Genomic DNA, 17299 nt, shown 5'->3' with positions numbered 1-17299 from the left:
ATAACCCCTCTCTAAGCTCTATTCCTCAATATTTACAACATGATTCCCATCAAAGAAGTATAAACATTTCTCTTTCACAGGATGTTTTAAGCTTTTCTCGAGTGCTTTTGCATATAGTGAAAGCTGCACTTTGTATCGGTCTTCTAAAGTTGGTTTCGCTTGATCAAATCCGCCTGGGAACTTTCCTTCAATCGTATCTGTTTTAAAGTCGATTAAAGTAATTCCATCTTCCTCTTCGATCATGCAGTCGATAACCCCTTGGACAAGTATTGATTCGCCTTTCTTCCCTTGCCAATCTTGATACGCTTCTTCTGCTGAAAGCATCATCGTAAATGGTACTTCACGTTCAACACTTTTTGCTGCTAATACCCTTTTACCTAAGTCACTGTCAAAGAATGAAATTACTTTTTCAATCGCTATTTCTTCAGCTTGTTCAAATGTTAATAGTTCTTTATTTACCATTCTTGCAATTTGCTCTTGAAGAACTTCAATCGTAATTGGTTTCTTCAAATCTACATGCTGCATAACGGCATGGACTGCTGTCCCTCGCTCTGCGTATGTTAGCCCTTTTTTCTCCATAAAGCGCGGACGTGTTTTAATTGGTGCACGAAGTTTTTTAATAAAGGCGTTATCGCTACCTTCTTCAGATTGATAATTTCTCTTTATTTCTGTAACAGACTGTTTCGCACGGTGAGATGTCGCGTCCTCATACCCATATTCCCACATTAATCTGTCGTACACTTCTTCTTTCCGTTCACTTTCTAACGGAACAGCTTTTTTATCGCGAAGCGCTTCTAATAACTCTTGTTTCTCTTCTTGAACTGGTTCTGGTGCAAGTAACGTTTTGCCGTCAACAACTTCTACTTTCCAGCTAGCACTATACTCATAAATTTCGCCTGGAATATTTCCTTGTCCTAATTCAAGCAGCATTTCACTATCACGGTGTCTATATAAGGAAGGTGCAATCCAATCTAAATAACATGACGCTCCGGCACGTATATGATCTGGTAATAACCATTCACTATGCTCTCTTGCATCGAGCCATTTTTCCATTTCTTTATTGGCATCCTTAACTGTTCCGATTAAAATTAACTTCTCTTTCGCACGTGTTAACGCTACGTATAATACGCGCATTTCCTCCGCAATTAATTCCATCTTCATTTTACGCTTAATCGCTAGTTGCGATAATGTCGTATATTTAATTCGTTTACGCGGATCGATAAATTGTGAACCGAAACCGAAATCTTTATGAAGTAAGAAACGCTTCATTAAATCTTGTGTATTAAAACGGCGACCAAGTCCAGCTACAAATACGACTGGGAACTCTAGCCCTTTACTTTTATGAATCGTCATAATGCGAACGACGTCTTCTTGTTCTCCAAGAGCTCTCGCCGTTCCCATGTCATCACCGCGTTCTAAAATACGCTCAATAAAGCGTAAGAATCGGAATAATCCTCTAAACGATGTTGCTTCATATTGTCTTGCGCGGTCATATAATACGCGTAAGTTTGCCTGTCTTTGCTTTCCGGCTGGTAAACCGCCGACAAAGTCGTAATAGCCTGTCTCACCGTACACTTTCCAAATTAAATCGGAAAGAGATTGTTGACGCGCAAATTCACGCCATCCTTGCAGTAATTTATAAAACCACTCTAATTTATCATGCAGTTCTTGTTCTTCTTCAAGCGGCGCTCCTTTTAAGAATGAGCTCATTACTTCATAAAACGAGCCTTTCTTTCCGTGAGCACGAAGCGTCGCAAGTTCTTCGTCATTTAGTCCAACGATCGGTGAACGAAGTACAGCTGCAAGCGGAATATCTTGCATCGGATTATCAATAACGCGGAATACGTTCATCATAATATTTACTTCTGTCGCTTCAAAGTAACCAGTCGCAAGGTCAGCATATACTGGAATTCCTTGTAATTTTAACTCTTCCATAATTTGCGGCGCCCACGGCATGGAGCGAAGTAAAATAACGAAATCACGGTATTGTACCGGGCGCATACTATCAGTTTTACGATCATACACTTCATAGCCTGAATCAACCATCGCTTTAATACGCTGCGCCATAAGACGAGCTTCAAGCTGCGCTTTTTCTACTTCTGCACCTTCTTCACCTTCTTGCACTTCTTCCTCAGTTTGCTGAATGCATAGTAGTTCTGCCGCTACATCTTCACCTTCTGGATAGCTAGCACCTAGCTTTAATTCAGCGTCAGCATCATAATCGATTTCTCCGACTTCTTCGCCCATAATTTGTTTGAAGATAAAGTTCGTACCAGCTAGCACTTCATGACGGCTACGGAAGTTTTTCGCTAAGTCAATCTTCATTCCGCCGCCCAATCCTTCTTGTGTGAAACGTTTATATTTTCCTAAGAATAAACCAGGCTCTGCTAGTCGGAAACGATAGATTGACTGTTTTACGTCACCAACCATGAATAAGTTTCCTTCACTCTCAGAATCTTTCGTTACGAATTTAATAATTGATTCCTGTACGAAGTTCGTATCTTGATATTCATCGACTAGTACTTCAGCAAATTTATTACGATATTGAAGTGCTACTGCTGACGGCTTCATTTCACCGTCTTCACTTTGCTCGCTTAAAATTTGCAAACAGAAATGCTCTAAATCTGTGAAATCGACCATTCCTTTATCTCGCTTAATCGCTTGGAAACGCTCTGTAAATACTTTTACAAGCTTCACGAGTTTTTCTAATACAGGATGCATATCTTGAAAATCTCGTAAGAAACTTTCAGGTCTGCGGCTAAATAGCTCTTCTTGTAATTTCTTTACTTCATCTTTCGCTTTATTACGAAGAGAATCTACTTGTTTTACAACATCTTCGTTGTAATCACTTTTCTTAATACGCTTTAGCGTTTGCCACGATACATTTTGCATCGCTTCATAAACGCTTGTCCACGACCCACGAGCTGCTGATGATAACGTTCCAAGTAAAGCTAAATCCGCTTTTAAAGTTTCGGCACGAGGCGCTGGACCATCAGGAAGCATTGCGAGTTCAGTCGCTTTACGAATATGCTCTTCCGCTGTTTCAAGCTGGAATTTTACATCTTCTAATAAGTAAGAGGCGTACACTAAATCTTCAATCGTCTTTCCTTCAACGTCGTATGCTTCTACTAATTTATCAAGCCACTTCTCTGGATTTGGATGCGCTCTTGATTCTGTATGAAGCGCTAAAATCATTCGTTGTAAGTCATCGTCACTACGGTCACTCGTATAACGATCAACTAATTCAAAGAAAATACTATTATCTTCGATTCCATACTCTTCTTCTAATATGTCATCTAGCACTTCTTCTTTTAATAACTCATTTTCTGTTTGGTTCGCAATACGAAAACGAGGATCGACATCAAGCATGTAATAATATCCTCTAATAACTTGTAAACAAAATGAATGAATGGTAGAAATGGAAGCTTTATTTAATAAGCTAAGCTGTTTTCTTATATGCTGTGAACCTGGCCCATCAATTAATACTTTTTCTAACGCTTCCCCAATTCGATTTTTCATTTCTTGCGCCGCTGCATTCGTAAATGTTACAACGAGCAGGCGGTCGACATCGACTGGGTTTTCCTCACTTATAATCTTTTTAATAATACGTTCAACTAATACCGCTGTTTTCCCTGATCCAGCTGCCGCTGCGACTAAAATATCACGTCCGTTCGCTACAACCGCTTTCCACTGGTCATCTGTCCACTGACTACCTTCTGGTTTCTGAGGCCAATTTTCTATCATTCTCCGCCAACCTCCTCTCTAATTTTCTCCATTGCTTCGCTATCTTTCATATCTTTTAACGTACGGAATTGGTTATCTTCAAGTGATTCATCAAACTGACAAACAGATTTAAAGTTACAGAACGTACATGCCGCTTTATTCCCCTTTTTGTAAGGAGCAATATCGATAACACCTTCTGTAATGTCTTTTCCGATATTTTCAAACGAGTGGTGTACATATTTTTGAAGTACGTTAAACTCTTGTTCACTTGCAATGCTAGAACGCGCACTAAAACTACCATCTTTTTTCAGACCAGCAGAAATAATATCAGAGCTTCCTGTTGAAAGTTTATTATCCATTAAACGCACAACATCAGCATCTCCTAGTACGAGCCCTTTCATTTTAAATTTCTTTAAAATTTCTTTCTCAATTTCTTCTTCAGATGCATCGCCTTTCATCTCAACAATCGGGTTATGAATATGGAAATACAATACACCCGCCGGTGATGCAGTACTGCCCTTTTTCATCCACGTATGTGCATTTGAAGTAACAACATCTAAATACGTTAACATTTGAAGTGCGAGTCCGTAATACACTTCTGTTAAATCTAACGCTTTCGAACTTGATTTATAGTCAATAATACGAAGGAACGTACCACTCTCATCTTCCGCCTTATCAACACGGTCAATACGGCCAACTACTTCCATCTTCACGCCATTTGGCAACGCAAATTCCATTGGCGGAAGCGATCCAGTACCACCCATACCGAACGGTACTTCTAAATCAACTGGTACAAAGCCACTCGACTTCGCATGTTCACGAAGAATAAGTGATGTACGGAAAATGATTTGTTGTAGTTTTTGTTTTAAATAGAAATGACGGTTTGAACTTAATAAAATTTGTCTTTGTAATAATGGTGCAATTTCTTCTATTACTAAAGCAGAAAGGTGCTCACACTCTTTTATGGATAAATCCGCCCAAGTACGATTTTCACGTAATAGCTTGTCTGCAATTCTCTTCAGCGCCGCGTGGAATAATTCACCGATATCTGGCGCATCAAGTTTGAAAATATCACGCTCTCTTAGCGATAAACCGTGCTGAGCGAAATGAGCGTACGCACAGCGATTAAATAGTTCCATACGAGAAACGCTTCCCTTAATTGTATCTCCATATAAATCCCTACTTACATCTGTACTTAGTTTCTGTGCACGATTTCGGTAGAATAAACTCGATAACACGCGGCTACTTTTTTGCTTCCATTCATCTGAAGTAACGTAGAAGTTATATACGTCCCACCAAAAGTCTAAATTGCCTTCAAATCCGTAACGCTTCCACGTCTGCAGTTGCTGCATGACGTAAGACAAAGTTACTTCTGGCGTTGCTACATATGAGATTTGTTCCGAACGCGATAAGTCATTTACATCATTCGTAATAAACGATTCTTTCACATCAGGGAACATTCTTTTTGTTTTCTTAATAAAACTAGAAGCAAGTAACGTCTTTCCTTCTTCATCCGCAAGCGGACAGGAAATGTATAACTTCTCAGATGCTCTCGTCACCATTTGATACATAACGAACTGTTCTTCTAATAAAGTTTGTCTCGTCGTTGGTGCTAATTCGATACCTGCAGCGTTGAGAACATTTCTTTCCTCATCAGAAAGCATACCTTCATCCATAGGCGCTGCTGGAATCACTCCTTCATTTACGCCAATAATGAACGTCGCTTTAACATCTGATAATCTAGAATGATCAATATTAGCAACTAACACTTGATCTAGTGACGGCGGAATGTTCGCAAATTGAAGCGCCTCAAGACCTGTCGTCATTACATCAGTAAACATAGACAGGGACATCTTCTCTTCGCCAAGCATCTCAACGAACGTATCAAGAAGGCTCATCACTTCTTCCCATACTTGCTCATGGTCTGTCGCAAATAAGAAATCTCCGCTTTCTTCTGCACGAATACGTAATGCTTCTAGTTTTTTCGGAACGTCAAGCTCCTCTAAAAATAAATATACCGCTTCGCACATTTGCATAACTGTTCCAGCACGCTTCAGTCTTTTTTGCATACGAATAACTGGCGTTCTTACAACGTCGCGAAGTCGATTTATTCTCGCTTCCATTTCACGCTCACTGTCTGTTATCATTTCGCTCGCATCATCAAGAGAACGATAACGACGATACATCCACGGATCTTCAGAAGTCCATCTCTTCCCTTGTACACCGTACGCTAAACAGTAGTTTTCGAACTCATCCATCTCTTCGCGCATCGCTTCTTTTCTTACGTCTAGTGGATATAAAAGTTCTGTTTTCACACAGCGGAACACTGCATCATAACGCCAATTTCCGCTAATAATCTCTAAAGCCGAACGAATACATTCTACTAGCGGGTGATGTGACATCGGGCGTTTTTCATCGATGAAATGCGGGATATTATAATCCGTAAATAACGTTCGCATTACATCGTAATAACTTTCTCCGTTACGAAGAAGGACTGCGATATCTCGGTAACGATAGTCTTCAGTCGCCACAAGTCTTCGAATTTCACGAGCAACACCTTCTACTTCAGCTCGTAAATTAGCTGCTGTACTAATTGTCACACTCGCTTCGCCGTGAAACTTTTCATTTGGACGCGCTTCATAATGCATTTCTAAATGCGCTAATGCTTGCGAATGAAAACGCGGCTGTCCCATAAGTGGAATTGTTTTTTCAACTTCTATTTTCTCTTCACGCGCTACTTGTTTTATTCTTTCATACGTTAACGTCGTTTCATAAAACAAATCTAGTTCATTCACTGGCTGCGCTAACGTTTTTTCATCTATCGTTAATGTTATTGTTACTCTAGTTCCTAATCTCATTAGCCCTCTTACAATTTCTAGCTCTTGAGGAGAAAATGAATGGAATCCATCTATATAAATTTCCGCGCCTTTTACATACTCAGAGTCTGAAAGCTTCTCAATTAATAATTGTAAGTAGTCTTCTGAATCTAAATATTTTCCGATTAAAGCACGTTCAAAATCATCATATAATAACTGTAAATCATACACTTTATTCGCTAGTAGCTTTTGCTCTGCACTACTGCTATGCGTGTCTAATTGTTGCCACATTTCATATACATTAGACGGCGTCACATTGTAACGTTTAAACTCCGCAATCATACTACCAAGATGTTCAAAGAAACCGTTTTGCTCCGCTGCTTTTTGAAACACAGATAGTCCATCTTTACGAGATTCTACAATTTTACGAAGCAACATATGTACACCAGCTTCATCAATATGAAGACGACTCGCTCCGCCAACTTCTTGCAGCACCTTCCACGCTAATCGCGAAAAACTAAAAACTTGTGCTCGAATAGAACCTCTTACATCTTCGCTCCCAATTAACGCCTGCTGCGTTTGGAATGTCATCTGTTCTGGCACAAGATATAATATTGTTTTCCCTCTTGGGCGTTGCTTTAACTCTTCTTGCACTTCGTGTAAACAAAGTGTACTTTTTCCACTTCCAGCTCTACCAATCACAAATCGAAGTGACATGTAACCCCACCTTTCACTTACATAACGAACGTTAGTTTGCTACCATAATTGTATTATAGGACAATAAAAAAGACAAACTGAGCTGTTTGTCTTTTCCTTATACTTCATTTTATTATATCAGCCTTTTGAAAAATTCGTTTGTACCTCTCGAATCGGCCAATATCGTAAATCAACTTTACCGACAACTGTATCAGCTTTTACAAAACCGAAGTGCCTACTATCCCAGCTACCAAGGCGGTTGTCACCAACTACAAAAATAGAACCAGGTGGTACAAACTTTTCTTTCGTTAATTCTTCTAATTTAAAATCACCTGTTAATTGCCGTCCATTTATCTCTTTCTTATACGCCTCTAAATAAGGTTCCTCCACGAATTGTCCGTTTATATATAGTTTATCATGCTTATATTCGATATGATCCCCAGGTAAACCGATAATTCGCTTTACATAGTCCTCTTTTTTATTCGCATGAAAAACGACGACATCAAATCGATTCAAGTCCCCTACTTGATAACTCACCTTATTCACAACGAGCATATTTCCATCTTGCAATGTCGGCATCATTGACTTCCCCTCTACAACGTACGTTGAAAAGAAAAACGTTCGAAAAAATACAGCTAATAGTACACCAATTAAAATTGTTCTTATCCACTCTAGCCCTTCTTTTTTCAAAGTTTTCTTCATTCGCTTCTCCCCTCGCCCTTTAATAATGAAGCTTCCTTTACAAAGAAGACTTTTCCTAATGTAGTTCTAACTTTACTTCAATTTTTTTACCGACATACCATAAAATAAAAATAACAACGCCAACAATAACCGATTTCACCGGCTTATGAATAAATGACACTAAATCATGACCGATATAAGTTAAAATAAAGATCATCACAAGCTTTCCGAATGCTAATGCTAGTCCAAACTGTTTTACGCTAACGCGAGACAAACCAGCTACAACGTTTATAAGCGCAGATGGTGTAAACGGAAAACAAAATATAACAAAGATTGGCGCGAATCCTTTTCTTTCAATCCATCCCATCGCTTTTCGCACTCTCTCATGCTTATTTACAAAAGAAAAGAAACGACTTCGTCCAAAGCTGCGAATAATGAAAAATACAAGCATTGCACCAATTACTGACCCAAGCCATGAATAAAGAAAACCGAACCAAAAGCCAAATGCAACAGCATTCGCCAACACAAAAACAATGAGTGGCAATGCCGGAATAAGCGCCTCTATCATCGGTAAGCCAATACCGAGAAGCGGTCCGAACGCACGATAACTTTCAACAATATGATCCATATTTTCTGGTGAAAAATATTCTTTGATCGTTTGAAAATCCATTCTACACTTTACCCCTTTACTCTAATTACTACCTCTACTGTATCATTGCTTAAATGAAAGAGGAAATGGTAGATACGACATATGGAGATGCATTTATTAAAGTTTCCATACCTTTCGTTAGAATTCCTTCATTATTATGCTATGATAATCTATCAATATTCGACAGGACCTGAGAATAATTTAGACACCACGCACAGATTATGAAAAGGAAGAAACTATAGAAGTGTCAATCCGTATTTCACCTGTATGGAAATGAATAGTGACAAATAATTGTTATACCTTCAAACAATTCACCTTTTTTAATGACCAGTTCTTACGCGTAACTTTTTTAGCAAACGTATACTATCAATCATGATAAGTATTAATAGATATAAGAAAGATAGTATTAATACTGTACTCTGAATAGGCAAAATTCGAAATTTGTATAGAAAACGATCGATCATATATATATCTTGCTCACTCGTTATAGTAGTAGGAGTGAATATAAGGTAATCTTTCCAATTATCAATCCAGGCTAAATCAACTGCAGAAAATTGCATCATCCCTAGCCACAAATAAAGAAAAATCGGTATCAGAATCATATATTGAACGCTATGTAATACCTTTCTTTGCTTCTTACATTCAATAATTTGAAAGACAATAAGTGTCAATAAGTATACTATCGATAGCAGAAATACTATGGTGACAACTGGCTGAATTGAAAAAGCAAATAGCAATTTATCAATTTCACTAATTTGACTATATTCTGTTGCATTTTGAGGCGTAAAAATAAAATGTTGTTTATCAGCACCTATCATTAACTGACTACCAACGAAACCAGTAAACATAAAGGCAAGAAATAATATAGGCAAAACAAGAATATATTGCCCCCAAAATAACATAGTCCTTTTCAACATATCATCTCCTGTTTATACAATAAGGTAAGAAATATCCTGTATGCCGCAAATATTAAATGATGTATATTAACATTACGATAAATATATGCGGTAAAATTACCCTTATATTGTAATTTTACACTTTCTTAAGCTATTAAAGAACAAAAAATCCGCAAATTTTTCTCGTTTTATTTATGAATCTTACAGCGTAACGGTATATATAATGAAATCAAAAAAGGATGAGTCTCCCCATCCTTTTCCTCTCACACTTCGCCTTCCTTCACAAAATACACTTTCTCATATGCTGGTGTTAATTTAGATTCTTCATTTTTATCAATTTCTTTAAAACAAGGATTCCCTTGTTTCTTCTTTCGATCTTCATATTCTGTCCGCAATTTCGCTGTACGATTTTGCTGATTTTCAAAGCTACTTTTTGACATTTCTAGTTTCACAGCGAAACCATTTATAAATCTAATAATAAGATTTCCATCTTTTAATTCTTTATTACCTTCAATATGAAAATGAGACAACCACGCACACTCTTTTCGAGAATAAGAATACGTAGGGAAAAAATAAAGTTGATCTGTCGGGCTAATTGCGATAGGAGCTTTATGTGTAATACGAGTTAACTCCTTCGTTCCTTCTTTTCTTCCAAAGAAACTAGAACCATGTTTCCGGCAACTTCTCTCTATAATATCAAGAGGCTTTTGAAATACGAAAAAAGAATCTTCCATTTCAATAATTCGCGTAACAACTTTCTTTTCCCCTAGAACAACAGGAAGTAAGGCCATTGTATTTTTGCTTATAACATAGTTTTCGACATAACGTTCTACTTTACTTTCCATAGTCTACTATCTGCTACTAAAAATATAGACAAATGTATATCCTTAGAATATGTAGTTTTTGCACGCTAAGAATATTTTTATCTATATTCACTCTTTTGTTAGTAACAGATTTTTCACCTCTCTTTTTAAAATTTTCGATCGCTATTTAATTTCCCTTCTTCATTTCCCTTTTATAGTAGCATCTACGAAAAGGAAATGGTTTACATTCTACGATTCTTTACAAATACTTATAATAAATCAACCACACTATAAATCAATTAATAATAATATAAGAATAATAAAGAAGTAAATTATATAAAAAGAGGATTCTATATACGAAAAAAGAATTTATATTATTCGTAATATGTTTAACATATTATGTTTTCCATATAATTACAGTGATTAATTTTGCTATAATTAAAATATAAAGTGAAACTTTAATCAGCCCTCACCAATCGGGCTTTTACGGGCAGCAGGGCTTCCACCTAACTTCTTTGCTCCACCTGAATTTTGAGGTGGGAGTTTTACTACCCGGCAAATAGCGGGATAAATCAAATATACGGAGGTCTCTCATGGAAGAAAAGCAAGATCATCCAACAATTCAAATGAAAAATAGTAGCATTGTTATCGTAAAAAATTCAGCGAGTATTATATTCGGTTTATTTTTTATTTTACTGTTCTTCGCGAAGCCTTTTCGTAAATCTAAATGTCCAGAATGTAAGAAACGTGAAAAGAAAAAAGCTGTGAAAGAACACTAAAAGGCCTTCCTTTACGGAAAGCCTTTTTACATACTGATTATCAGTTCATTATTCTTCATATTCAACAAAAAAAAGGATGGCATAAGCCATCCTTTTTTCTATAATAAACTATAAAATTATAGTTTGATTACGTTTTTAGCTTGAGGTCCACGGTTGCCTTCTTCGATTTCGAAGCTAACTTTTTGGCCTTCTTCTAAAGATTTGAAACCTTCAGTTTCGATTGCAGAGAAATGTACGAATACATCGTTTTCGCCTGGAACTTCGATGAAACCGAAGCCTTTTTCGTTGTTAAACCATTTTACTTGTCCTGTAACTGTCATAATTATTTCCTCCTACGAAAATACATTTTATTTAGTCTTCATGTATAAAAAAAGAATCCACACATTATCAAATTCGAAACATAAACTAGTTCTCACATACTTTTCCCCGTTTGTTTTCGGCATTTGATAATATATGGATTGCTTAATTTAATTATTCAACTGGTATTATCATAGCATACTTAAAATAGAATGTACAATCCTTTTTAAAAATAAAATTTCTAAATTTTAGTATTTCTTATACAATATAACCACACCTATTCTAATAAGGAGGCGTATATGACAGAAATAATCCCTGAAAAAACATTAAAGAGAATTGAAAAAGATATTGAAAATAACAATCTTGGAAAAGCAAGAGATAGATTACACGGATTAATCGCTACTTATCCGAATGAATTAGCACTTAGAAAAAAGCTCGGTGATATTTACTTTACATTACAATACCCAGAAATGGCTGGACGGTATTGGTATCTTGAAAAAGAGAAAACAGATGTTATGCACGCGGCATGTCTACAATTTGAACAATCGATGGGAAACGACTCTTATCATATTGTACGTGCTTTAAAATTCAAAGGAGATCATAACATTATTACAGGACTATACACCGAACATCCTTTACAGCCATTGCAGAAAAAAGTGGTAGAAGAACTAATTGATGATTATGAAGAAACACGGAAAGACAAACTATTTACATGGGGCTGTCTAGCATTATTCGCATTCCTTCTTTTTACTGCTATTATTGGTATATTCACTATATTGGATTGGATATTTTAAATAGAAGTAGATGCCTATAACAGGCACCTACTTCTATCATTATTTCGTAAACTGTTCTTCTTCCGTAGATCCTTTTAAAGCAGTCGTTGATGAAGTACCGCCCGTAATTACTTGTGCTACTTCATCAAAGTATCCTGTTCCTACTTCGCGTTGATGGCGCGTTGCAGAGTAACCATCTTTTTCTGCTGCGAACTCTGCTTGTTGTAATTCAGAGTAGGCTGCCATACCGCGCTCTTTATAACCACGCGCTAATTCAAACATGCCGTAATTTAATGAATGGAATCCAGCAAGCGTTACGAACTGGAATTTATAACCGTATGATGCAATTTCTTTTTGGAAGCTTGCAATCGTTTTTTCATCTAACTTTTGTTTCCAATTAAATGAAGGGGAACAGTTGTAAGCGAGTAGCTTCCCTGGATATTTCTTATGAATTGCGTCCGCAAAGCGTTTTGCATCTTCTAAATTTGGCTCCGACGTTTCACACCAAACGAGATCTGCATACGGCGCATACGCTAAACCACGTGCAATTGCTTGATCAAGACCTGCTTTCGTACGATAAAACCCTTCTGGCGTTCTTTCACCTGTAATAAACTCTTGATCAACTGGATCGATATCGCTCGTAATTAAATCTGCAGCATCTGCATCTGTTCTTGCGACGATAATTGTTGGTACACCCATTACATCAGCAGCAAGACGTGCCGAAATTAAATTACGCACCGCTGTTTGTGTCGGTAATAATACTTTTCCGCCTAAATGCCCGCATTTTTTCTCTGAAGATAATTGGTCTTCAAAGTGCACGCCAGATGCACCCGCTTCAATCATCCCTTTCATTAGTTCAAATACGTTTAACTGTCCACCAAAACCAGCTTCAGCATCTGCCACAATCGGTACGAAATAATCTGTATCACCGCTTCCTTCCATATGCTGAATTTGATCAGCACGTTGAAGTGTTTGGTTAATTCGTTTTACAACAGCCGGCACACTGTTCGCTGGGTATAAGCTTTGATCAGGATACATATGTCCAGAAAGATTCGCATCTGCCGCTACTTGCCAACCGCTTAAATAAATTGCTTTTAATCCAGCCTTCACTTGTTGCATCGCTTGGTTTCCTGTTAATGCCCCAAGTGCATTAATATAATCTTCGGTATGAAGTGATTTCCAAAGCTTCTCTGCACCGCAGCGCGCTAACGTATGTTCAATATCAATCGATCCACGCAGACGAATTACATCTTCAGCTGTATATGGACGTGTGATTCCTTTCCAGCGCATATCTAATTCCCAGCTTTCCTGCAATTTATCAATTCTTTCGTTTTTCATATGTTCCATCCCCTTTTCTTGTTTCTTATAAAATTTCATAACCAGGTAATGTTAAAAACGGCATGAACTCGTTATTACGAACAAGGTTTGTAAACAGTTTTGTAGCTTCTTCAAATCTCCCTTTCTTAAACGCTTCCTTACCAATCTCACTTTCTATTTTTGCTAGTTCTTCTTCTTTCAATTCTTCCATCAATTTAAAAGTGATATTACGGCCATCACTTAGCTTCCCGCCCTCATGACGAATCCACTGCCATACTTGTGCTCTTGATATTTCCGCTGTTGCCGCATCTTCCATTAAGTTATAAATAGGAGCTGCTCCTCTCCCGCTTAACCAAGATGCAATATATTGAATACCGACATTAATATTTGTGCGAAGACCACCTTCTGTAATCGTTCCCATCGGTACTTCTAATAAATCCTTTTCTGTTACAAGTATTTCTTCACGCTTTCTAAAAATTTGATTTGGCGTTTTCATTATGTGATTAAATACTTCCATTGCAACCGGTACAAGTCCCGGGTGGGCAACCCACGTCCCGTCATGACCGTCTAAAGCTTCGCGCTCCTTATCAGCACGCACTTTCTCGAAAGCCGCCTCATTTGCTTCTGGATCATTTTTAATTGGAATTTGCGCTGCCATTCCTCCGATTGCCGGCGCATTACGACGATGACACGTTTGAATAACTTTCAAAGAATACGCGCGCATAAACGGCGTTGTCATCGTGACTTGCGCTCTATCGGGAAGTAAAAATCCATTATGATTACGGAAGCTCTTTAAGAAACTAAATATATAATCCCATCGCCCGCAGTTTAAACCAGCAGAATGATCTCTTAGTTCATACAGAATTTCATCCATTTCAAATGAAGCATGAATCGTTTCTATTAACACAGTCGCTTTAATCGTTCCGTTCGGAATGCCGATATATTTTTGAGCAAATACGAAAACGTCATTCCATAATCTTGCCTCTAAGTAACTTTCCATTTTCGGTAAGTAAAAGTACGGGCCACTTCCTTTTGCTAAAAGCACCTTCGCATTATGGAAAAAGTACAAGCCAAAATCTACTAAACTGCCAGACATGTTCTTGCCGTCAACTTGCATATGTTTTTCTTCTAAATGCCACCCTCTCGGACGCACAATTAATACAGCTGTTTTACTATTTAAACGATATTCTTTTCCGTTTTCATTTTTATGTGAGATCGTTCCCTTATTCGCATCTCGTAAGTTAATTTGACCTTCGACAGCATTTCTCCAAGTTGGTGCATTCGAATCTTCAAAGTCCGCCATAAAAAGATGTGCTCCTGAATTTAAAGCGTTAATGACCATCTTTCTATCCACCGGTCCAGTAATCTCCACGCGGCGGTCCTCTAAATCTTTCGGAAGCTGGGCAATTGTCCAATCACCTTCACGTATATGCTTTGTTTCTTCTAAAAACTTAGGTAACTCCCCTGCATCAATTCTTTTTTGTTTCTCCACACGCTTTTGTAAAAGTTCCGTGCGGCGTTCATTGAAATTTTCATGTAGTTCCTTTAAAAAACTAAGCGCCTCAGGTGTCAATATTTCGTTGTACGCTGGTAACATTTCTCCAACGAGTGTAACCCGTGAAGTTTGCGTCGACATATTAGCATCCCCTTCTTAAACTGTTTTATAACAGATTTGATTTTATGTTTTATATTATATAACAAATCTTCGGAAAAGGAAGTTTTTTTTGAAAATTTAACAGATTTTTTCCAAAGATATATTTATTTCAAGCAAAAAAAAGAGCTGGTGTTGTATAACACCAGCTCCTTTTATAAATTATTGTTGCTCATCATTTAAAATTGCTCTATATAAGAATGTTGCATATTGTTCACGCGTTACACTCATAGACGGACCAAATTTATTTTCTCCTATTCCATTTGTAATATTATTTGTTTGTATTGCGCTAATTGCATTTTTTGCCCATGAATCTGCTGGAACATCATTAAAAGTATGAGGTCCCTTTGCTTCTAATTCAAAAGCATTCGTAAGAACCTGTGCCATTTCCGCACGTGTTAGCGTATCCTTCGGTCTAAAGTTCCCAGTTCCATCACCTTTTAAGATACCTACTTCTGTTAATACTAAAATTTCTTCTATGAACATTGTTGAGTTTTCATTAATATCTTTGTATGGATTCTCAAGTACGTCGCCTTCCTCAAACACTTCGCTAAAATCAATCGTACGATAAATTAAAGCCGCTACTTGCTCACGTGTTACATTATCACCAACACCAAAATTCCCATTTCCATAACCATTAATGATTCCCCAGCCTGCTAGAGTGTGAATAGCTTCAGAAGACCAATGACCTTGCGGTACATCTTTAAATACAACAGAATTTGCTTGTTGTTGTTGCTTCACAACTACTTCAGCATTTACTTTAGTACCTTCTGCACTTAATACAACTCCACCCATAATTGTTAAAGCCGTTGCTATTTTTAAAAACTTTTTCTTCACCGCATTTTCCCCCTAAAAACATACTTTTTTCTAATATAAAGAATTAATAAAAAAGTATCAATATACTTATTTATATAAGTTTTGTCTAATTTGCGAACAATTTTTCACATACTTCCCTTTACACTTCGTTGATAATAAAGTTACTAAACAATGTCTTTTTCTTATGAATTGTCACTTTAACGCACCTGATTTTTCCATATTTAGTAAATTCCTGTTTTGTATTAAGATGAATAAATATACATAAATTACATATAAAAAAAAAAAAAAAAAAAAAAAAAAACGCGAAACTTTTGCGCTTTTTTCAAAATAACATATTACTATAATTAAAATATTTTCACCTTACTATTAAACAACTTTTGAATTTCCGCTTAATACTTCTCATCTTTCAAATGAAAATTAATAATAGCCTTATATAAAAATGCTGCATATTGCTCACGTGTTACAAATTTATTTGGTTCAAATTTTCCATTCCCTGTTCCTATTATGACATTATTAGATTGCAATGCACTAATTGCATTTTTTGCCCAATAATTATTTGGTACATCTATAAATGTATGTTTCTTCTTCACTTCAAATGAAAATGCTCGTGTAAGGACTTGTGCTACTTCTGCACGTGTTATCGTTTCCCTCGGTCTGAAATTCCCCTTCTCATCGCCTTTAAAAATACCATGTTCTGTTAATGCTAAAATTTCCTTTGGAAACATTGTTGATCTTTCAGAAATATCTTTATACGGATTATGTAACGGTCCTTCATGTTTTATATTAAGTGCGCGATACAGTACTGCCGCCACTTGTTCTCGCGTTACATTATCGCCAACACCAAATTTCCCATTTCCATAACCTAGCATAACTTTATTATATGCAACGTCTATAATATATTCATATGCCCAATAGTCTACTGGAACATCATCAAATACAATCATTTCTGGATACTCTTCTGCTTTTATATTAGGAACATTTGCATTTAATAATAAACCACCCATAATAGTCGCTGCCGTCATTATACGCAACATTCTTTTCTTCATTGCCCTCTCTCCTTCATTTCCACTTCATTAAAATGGAAAATAATAGACTACATTCTTTTTCCATATTACATATGCTGTATTTGCAAATCTCATGTAATACATTCATTTTTAACATCTATTATTTTGAAGATTACTACTAAAGGAAAGCAAATTCGTCCTCATTTCAATTGGTATACCGAATCATAGACAAATTATTATGACGTACACTCTGTAAATCCTTCTTCAGTTTCAAAGGATTTACAATGTTGTACACTAACATATTCTATAAGATTTTCATTAAATCCTTTGCTTATAAAAACTTCATTTTTCAGACAAAAAAAGTGCAAATATTGTCCATTTGCACTAAAAAACATTCC

At 36.8% G+C, this 17299-nt stretch carries 13 protein-coding genes and 1 pseudogene; 2 read left to right on the top strand and 12 right to left on the bottom strand.

All coding sequences use genetic code 11. From position 1 onward, the window contains the following. Positions 1–18 precede the first annotated feature (18 nt). From addA to NSQ47_RS00585, 7 genes and pseudogenes are all read right to left on the bottom strand, one after another. Positions 19–3744, bottom strand: coding sequence for a helicase-exonuclease AddAB subunit AddA (addA, locus tag NSQ47_RS00615; RefSeq protein ID WP_341035825.1), 3726 nt, complete (start codon positions 3742–3744; stop codon positions 19–21). Further along, positions 3741–7256, bottom strand: a complete 3516-nt coding sequence (gene addB / locus NSQ47_RS00610) for a helicase-exonuclease AddAB subunit AddB (RefSeq protein ID WP_341035824.1) — start codon at positions 7254–7256, stop codon at positions 3741–3743. The genes addA and addB overlap by 4 nt, the downstream gene beginning before the upstream one ends. A 117-nt stretch (positions 7257–7373) precedes the next feature. After that, positions 7374–7937 (bottom strand): signal peptidase I, encoded by a 564-nt coding sequence (gene lepB, locus NSQ47_RS00605; protein ID WP_002158924.1) that lies wholly within the window; start codon positions 7935–7937, stop codon positions 7374–7376. Positions 7938–7992: 55 nt separating this feature from the next. After that, positions 7993–8586 carry a TVP38/TMEM64 family protein gene (locus NSQ47_RS00600; RefSeq protein WP_002158925.1) on the bottom strand — a complete coding sequence of 198 codons (594 nt, stop codon included), beginning with the start codon at positions 8584–8586 and terminating at the stop codon, positions 7993–7995. Between the two features lie 299 nt (positions 8587–8885). Continuing rightward, positions 8886–9482 (bottom strand): DUF4306 domain-containing protein, encoded by a 597-nt coding sequence (locus tag NSQ47_RS00595; protein ID WP_341035822.1) that lies wholly within the window; start codon positions 9480–9482, stop codon positions 8886–8888. Between the two features lie 242 nt (positions 9483–9724). Further along, a complete protein-coding gene (locus NSQ47_RS00590; RefSeq protein WP_002158927.1) occupies positions 9725–10306 on the bottom strand; it encodes a competence protein ComK in 582 nt (193 codons plus the stop codon). A gap of 49 nt (positions 10307–10355) precedes the next feature. After that, positions 10356–10442: pseudogene (locus NSQ47_RS00585) on the bottom strand (RNA-guided endonuclease TnpB family protein); the annotation flags it as partial. Between the two features lie 415 nt (positions 10443–10857). Between NSQ47_RS00585 and NSQ47_RS00580 the strand changes: the two are divergent. Then, the gene (locus tag NSQ47_RS00580) at positions 10858–11043 is read left to right on the top strand and encodes a hypothetical protein (protein ID WP_002011281.1); all 186 of its coding nucleotides are present in this window, start codon (positions 10858–10860) and stop codon (positions 11041–11043) included. Positions 11044–11159: 116 nt separating this feature from the next. Here NSQ47_RS00580 and cspA read toward each other — a convergent pair whose 3' ends face one another. Next, positions 11160–11363 carry an RNA chaperone/antiterminator CspA gene (cspA, locus tag NSQ47_RS00575; RefSeq protein WP_000218989.1) on the bottom strand — a complete coding sequence of 68 codons (204 nt, stop codon included), beginning with the start codon at positions 11361–11363 and terminating at the stop codon, positions 11160–11162. 276 nt (positions 11364–11639) lie between these two features. Here cspA and NSQ47_RS00570 point away from each other — a divergent pair, with 276 nt between their 5' ends. Continuing rightward, entirely contained in the window at positions 11640–12134 is a 495-nt protein-coding gene (locus NSQ47_RS00570) for a DUF6584 family protein (protein WP_341035820.1), read from the top strand. A gap of 39 nt (positions 12135–12173) precedes the next feature. Here the strand turns inward: NSQ47_RS00570 and aceA are convergent, their stop codons facing one another. The 4 genes from aceA to NSQ47_RS00550 form a co-directional block, all read right to left on the bottom strand. Further along, positions 12174–13451 (bottom strand): isocitrate lyase, encoded by a 1278-nt coding sequence (gene aceA, locus NSQ47_RS00565; RefSeq protein WP_341035819.1) that lies wholly within the window; start codon positions 13449–13451, stop codon positions 12174–12176. A gap of 25 nt (positions 13452–13476) precedes the next feature. Next, on the bottom strand, positions 13477–15066 hold the full coding sequence (gene aceB / locus NSQ47_RS00560) for a malate synthase A (protein WP_341035817.1): 1590 nt from the start codon (positions 15064–15066) through the stop codon (positions 13477–13479). Between the two features lie 177 nt (positions 15067–15243). Further along, positions 15244–15918 (bottom strand): S-layer homology domain-containing protein, encoded by a 675-nt coding sequence (locus NSQ47_RS00555; RefSeq protein ID WP_341035816.1) that lies wholly within the window; start codon positions 15916–15918, stop codon positions 15244–15246. Positions 15919–16286: 368 nt separating this feature from the next. Continuing rightward, entirely contained in the window at positions 16287–16943 is a 657-nt protein-coding gene (locus NSQ47_RS00550; RefSeq protein ID WP_002201421.1) for an S-layer homology domain-containing protein, read from the bottom strand. Between the last annotated feature and the right edge of the window lie 356 nt (positions 16944–17299).

The organism is Bacillus sp. FSL R10-2780 (assembly GCF_038006125.1).
Lineage (GTDB): Bacteria > Bacillota > Bacilli > Bacillales > Bacillaceae_G > Bacillus_A > Bacillus_A cereus_U.
Note: the sequence above shows the minus strand (reverse complement) of the source record. Positions and strands in the feature narration are given on the sequence as shown.

What these genes read in the sequence shown, in the direction of transcription:
- addA (WP_341035825.1), bottom strand. Translation starts at nt 3,744, where the DNA reads ATGATAGAAAATTGGCCTCAGAAACCAGAAGGTAGTCAGTGGACAGAT.
- addB (WP_341035824.1), bottom strand. Translation starts at nt 7,256, where the DNA reads ATGTCACTTCGATTTGTGATTGGTAGAGCTGGAAGTGGAAAAAGTACA.
- lepB (WP_002158924.1), bottom strand. Translation starts at nt 7,937, where the DNA reads ATGAAGAAAACTTTGAAAAAAGAAGGGCTAGAGTGGATAAGAACAATT.
- NSQ47_RS00600 (WP_002158925.1), bottom strand. Translation starts at nt 8,586, where the DNA reads ATGGATTTTCAAACGATCAAAGAATATTTTTCACCAGAAAATATGGAT.
- NSQ47_RS00595 (WP_341035822.1), bottom strand. Translation starts at nt 9,482, where the DNA reads ATGTTGAAAAGGACTATGTTATTTTGGGGGCAATATATTCTTGTTTTG.
- NSQ47_RS00590 (WP_002158927.1), bottom strand. Translation starts at nt 10,306, where the DNA reads ATGGAAAGTAAAGTAGAACGTTATGTCGAAAACTATGTTATAAGCAAA.
- NSQ47_RS00580 (WP_002011281.1), top strand. Translation starts at nt 10,858, where the DNA reads ATGGAAGAAAAGCAAGATCATCCAACAATTCAAATGAAAAATAGTAGC.
- cspA (WP_000218989.1), bottom strand. Translation starts at nt 11,363, where the DNA reads ATGACAGTTACAGGACAAGTAAAATGGTTTAACAACGAAAAAGGCTTC.
- NSQ47_RS00570 (WP_341035820.1), top strand. Translation starts at nt 11,640, where the DNA reads ATGACAGAAATAATCCCTGAAAAAACATTAAAGAGAATTGAAAAAGAT.
- aceA (WP_341035819.1), bottom strand. Translation starts at nt 13,451, where the DNA reads ATGAAAAACGAAAGAATTGATAAATTGCAGGAAAGCTGGGAATTAGAT.
- aceB (WP_341035817.1), bottom strand. Translation starts at nt 15,066, where the DNA reads ATGTCGACGCAAACTTCACGGGTTACACTCGTTGGAGAAATGTTACCA.
- NSQ47_RS00550 (WP_002201421.1), bottom strand. Translation starts at nt 16,943, where the DNA reads ATGAAGAAAAGAATGTTGCGTATAATGACGGCAGCGACTATTATGGGT.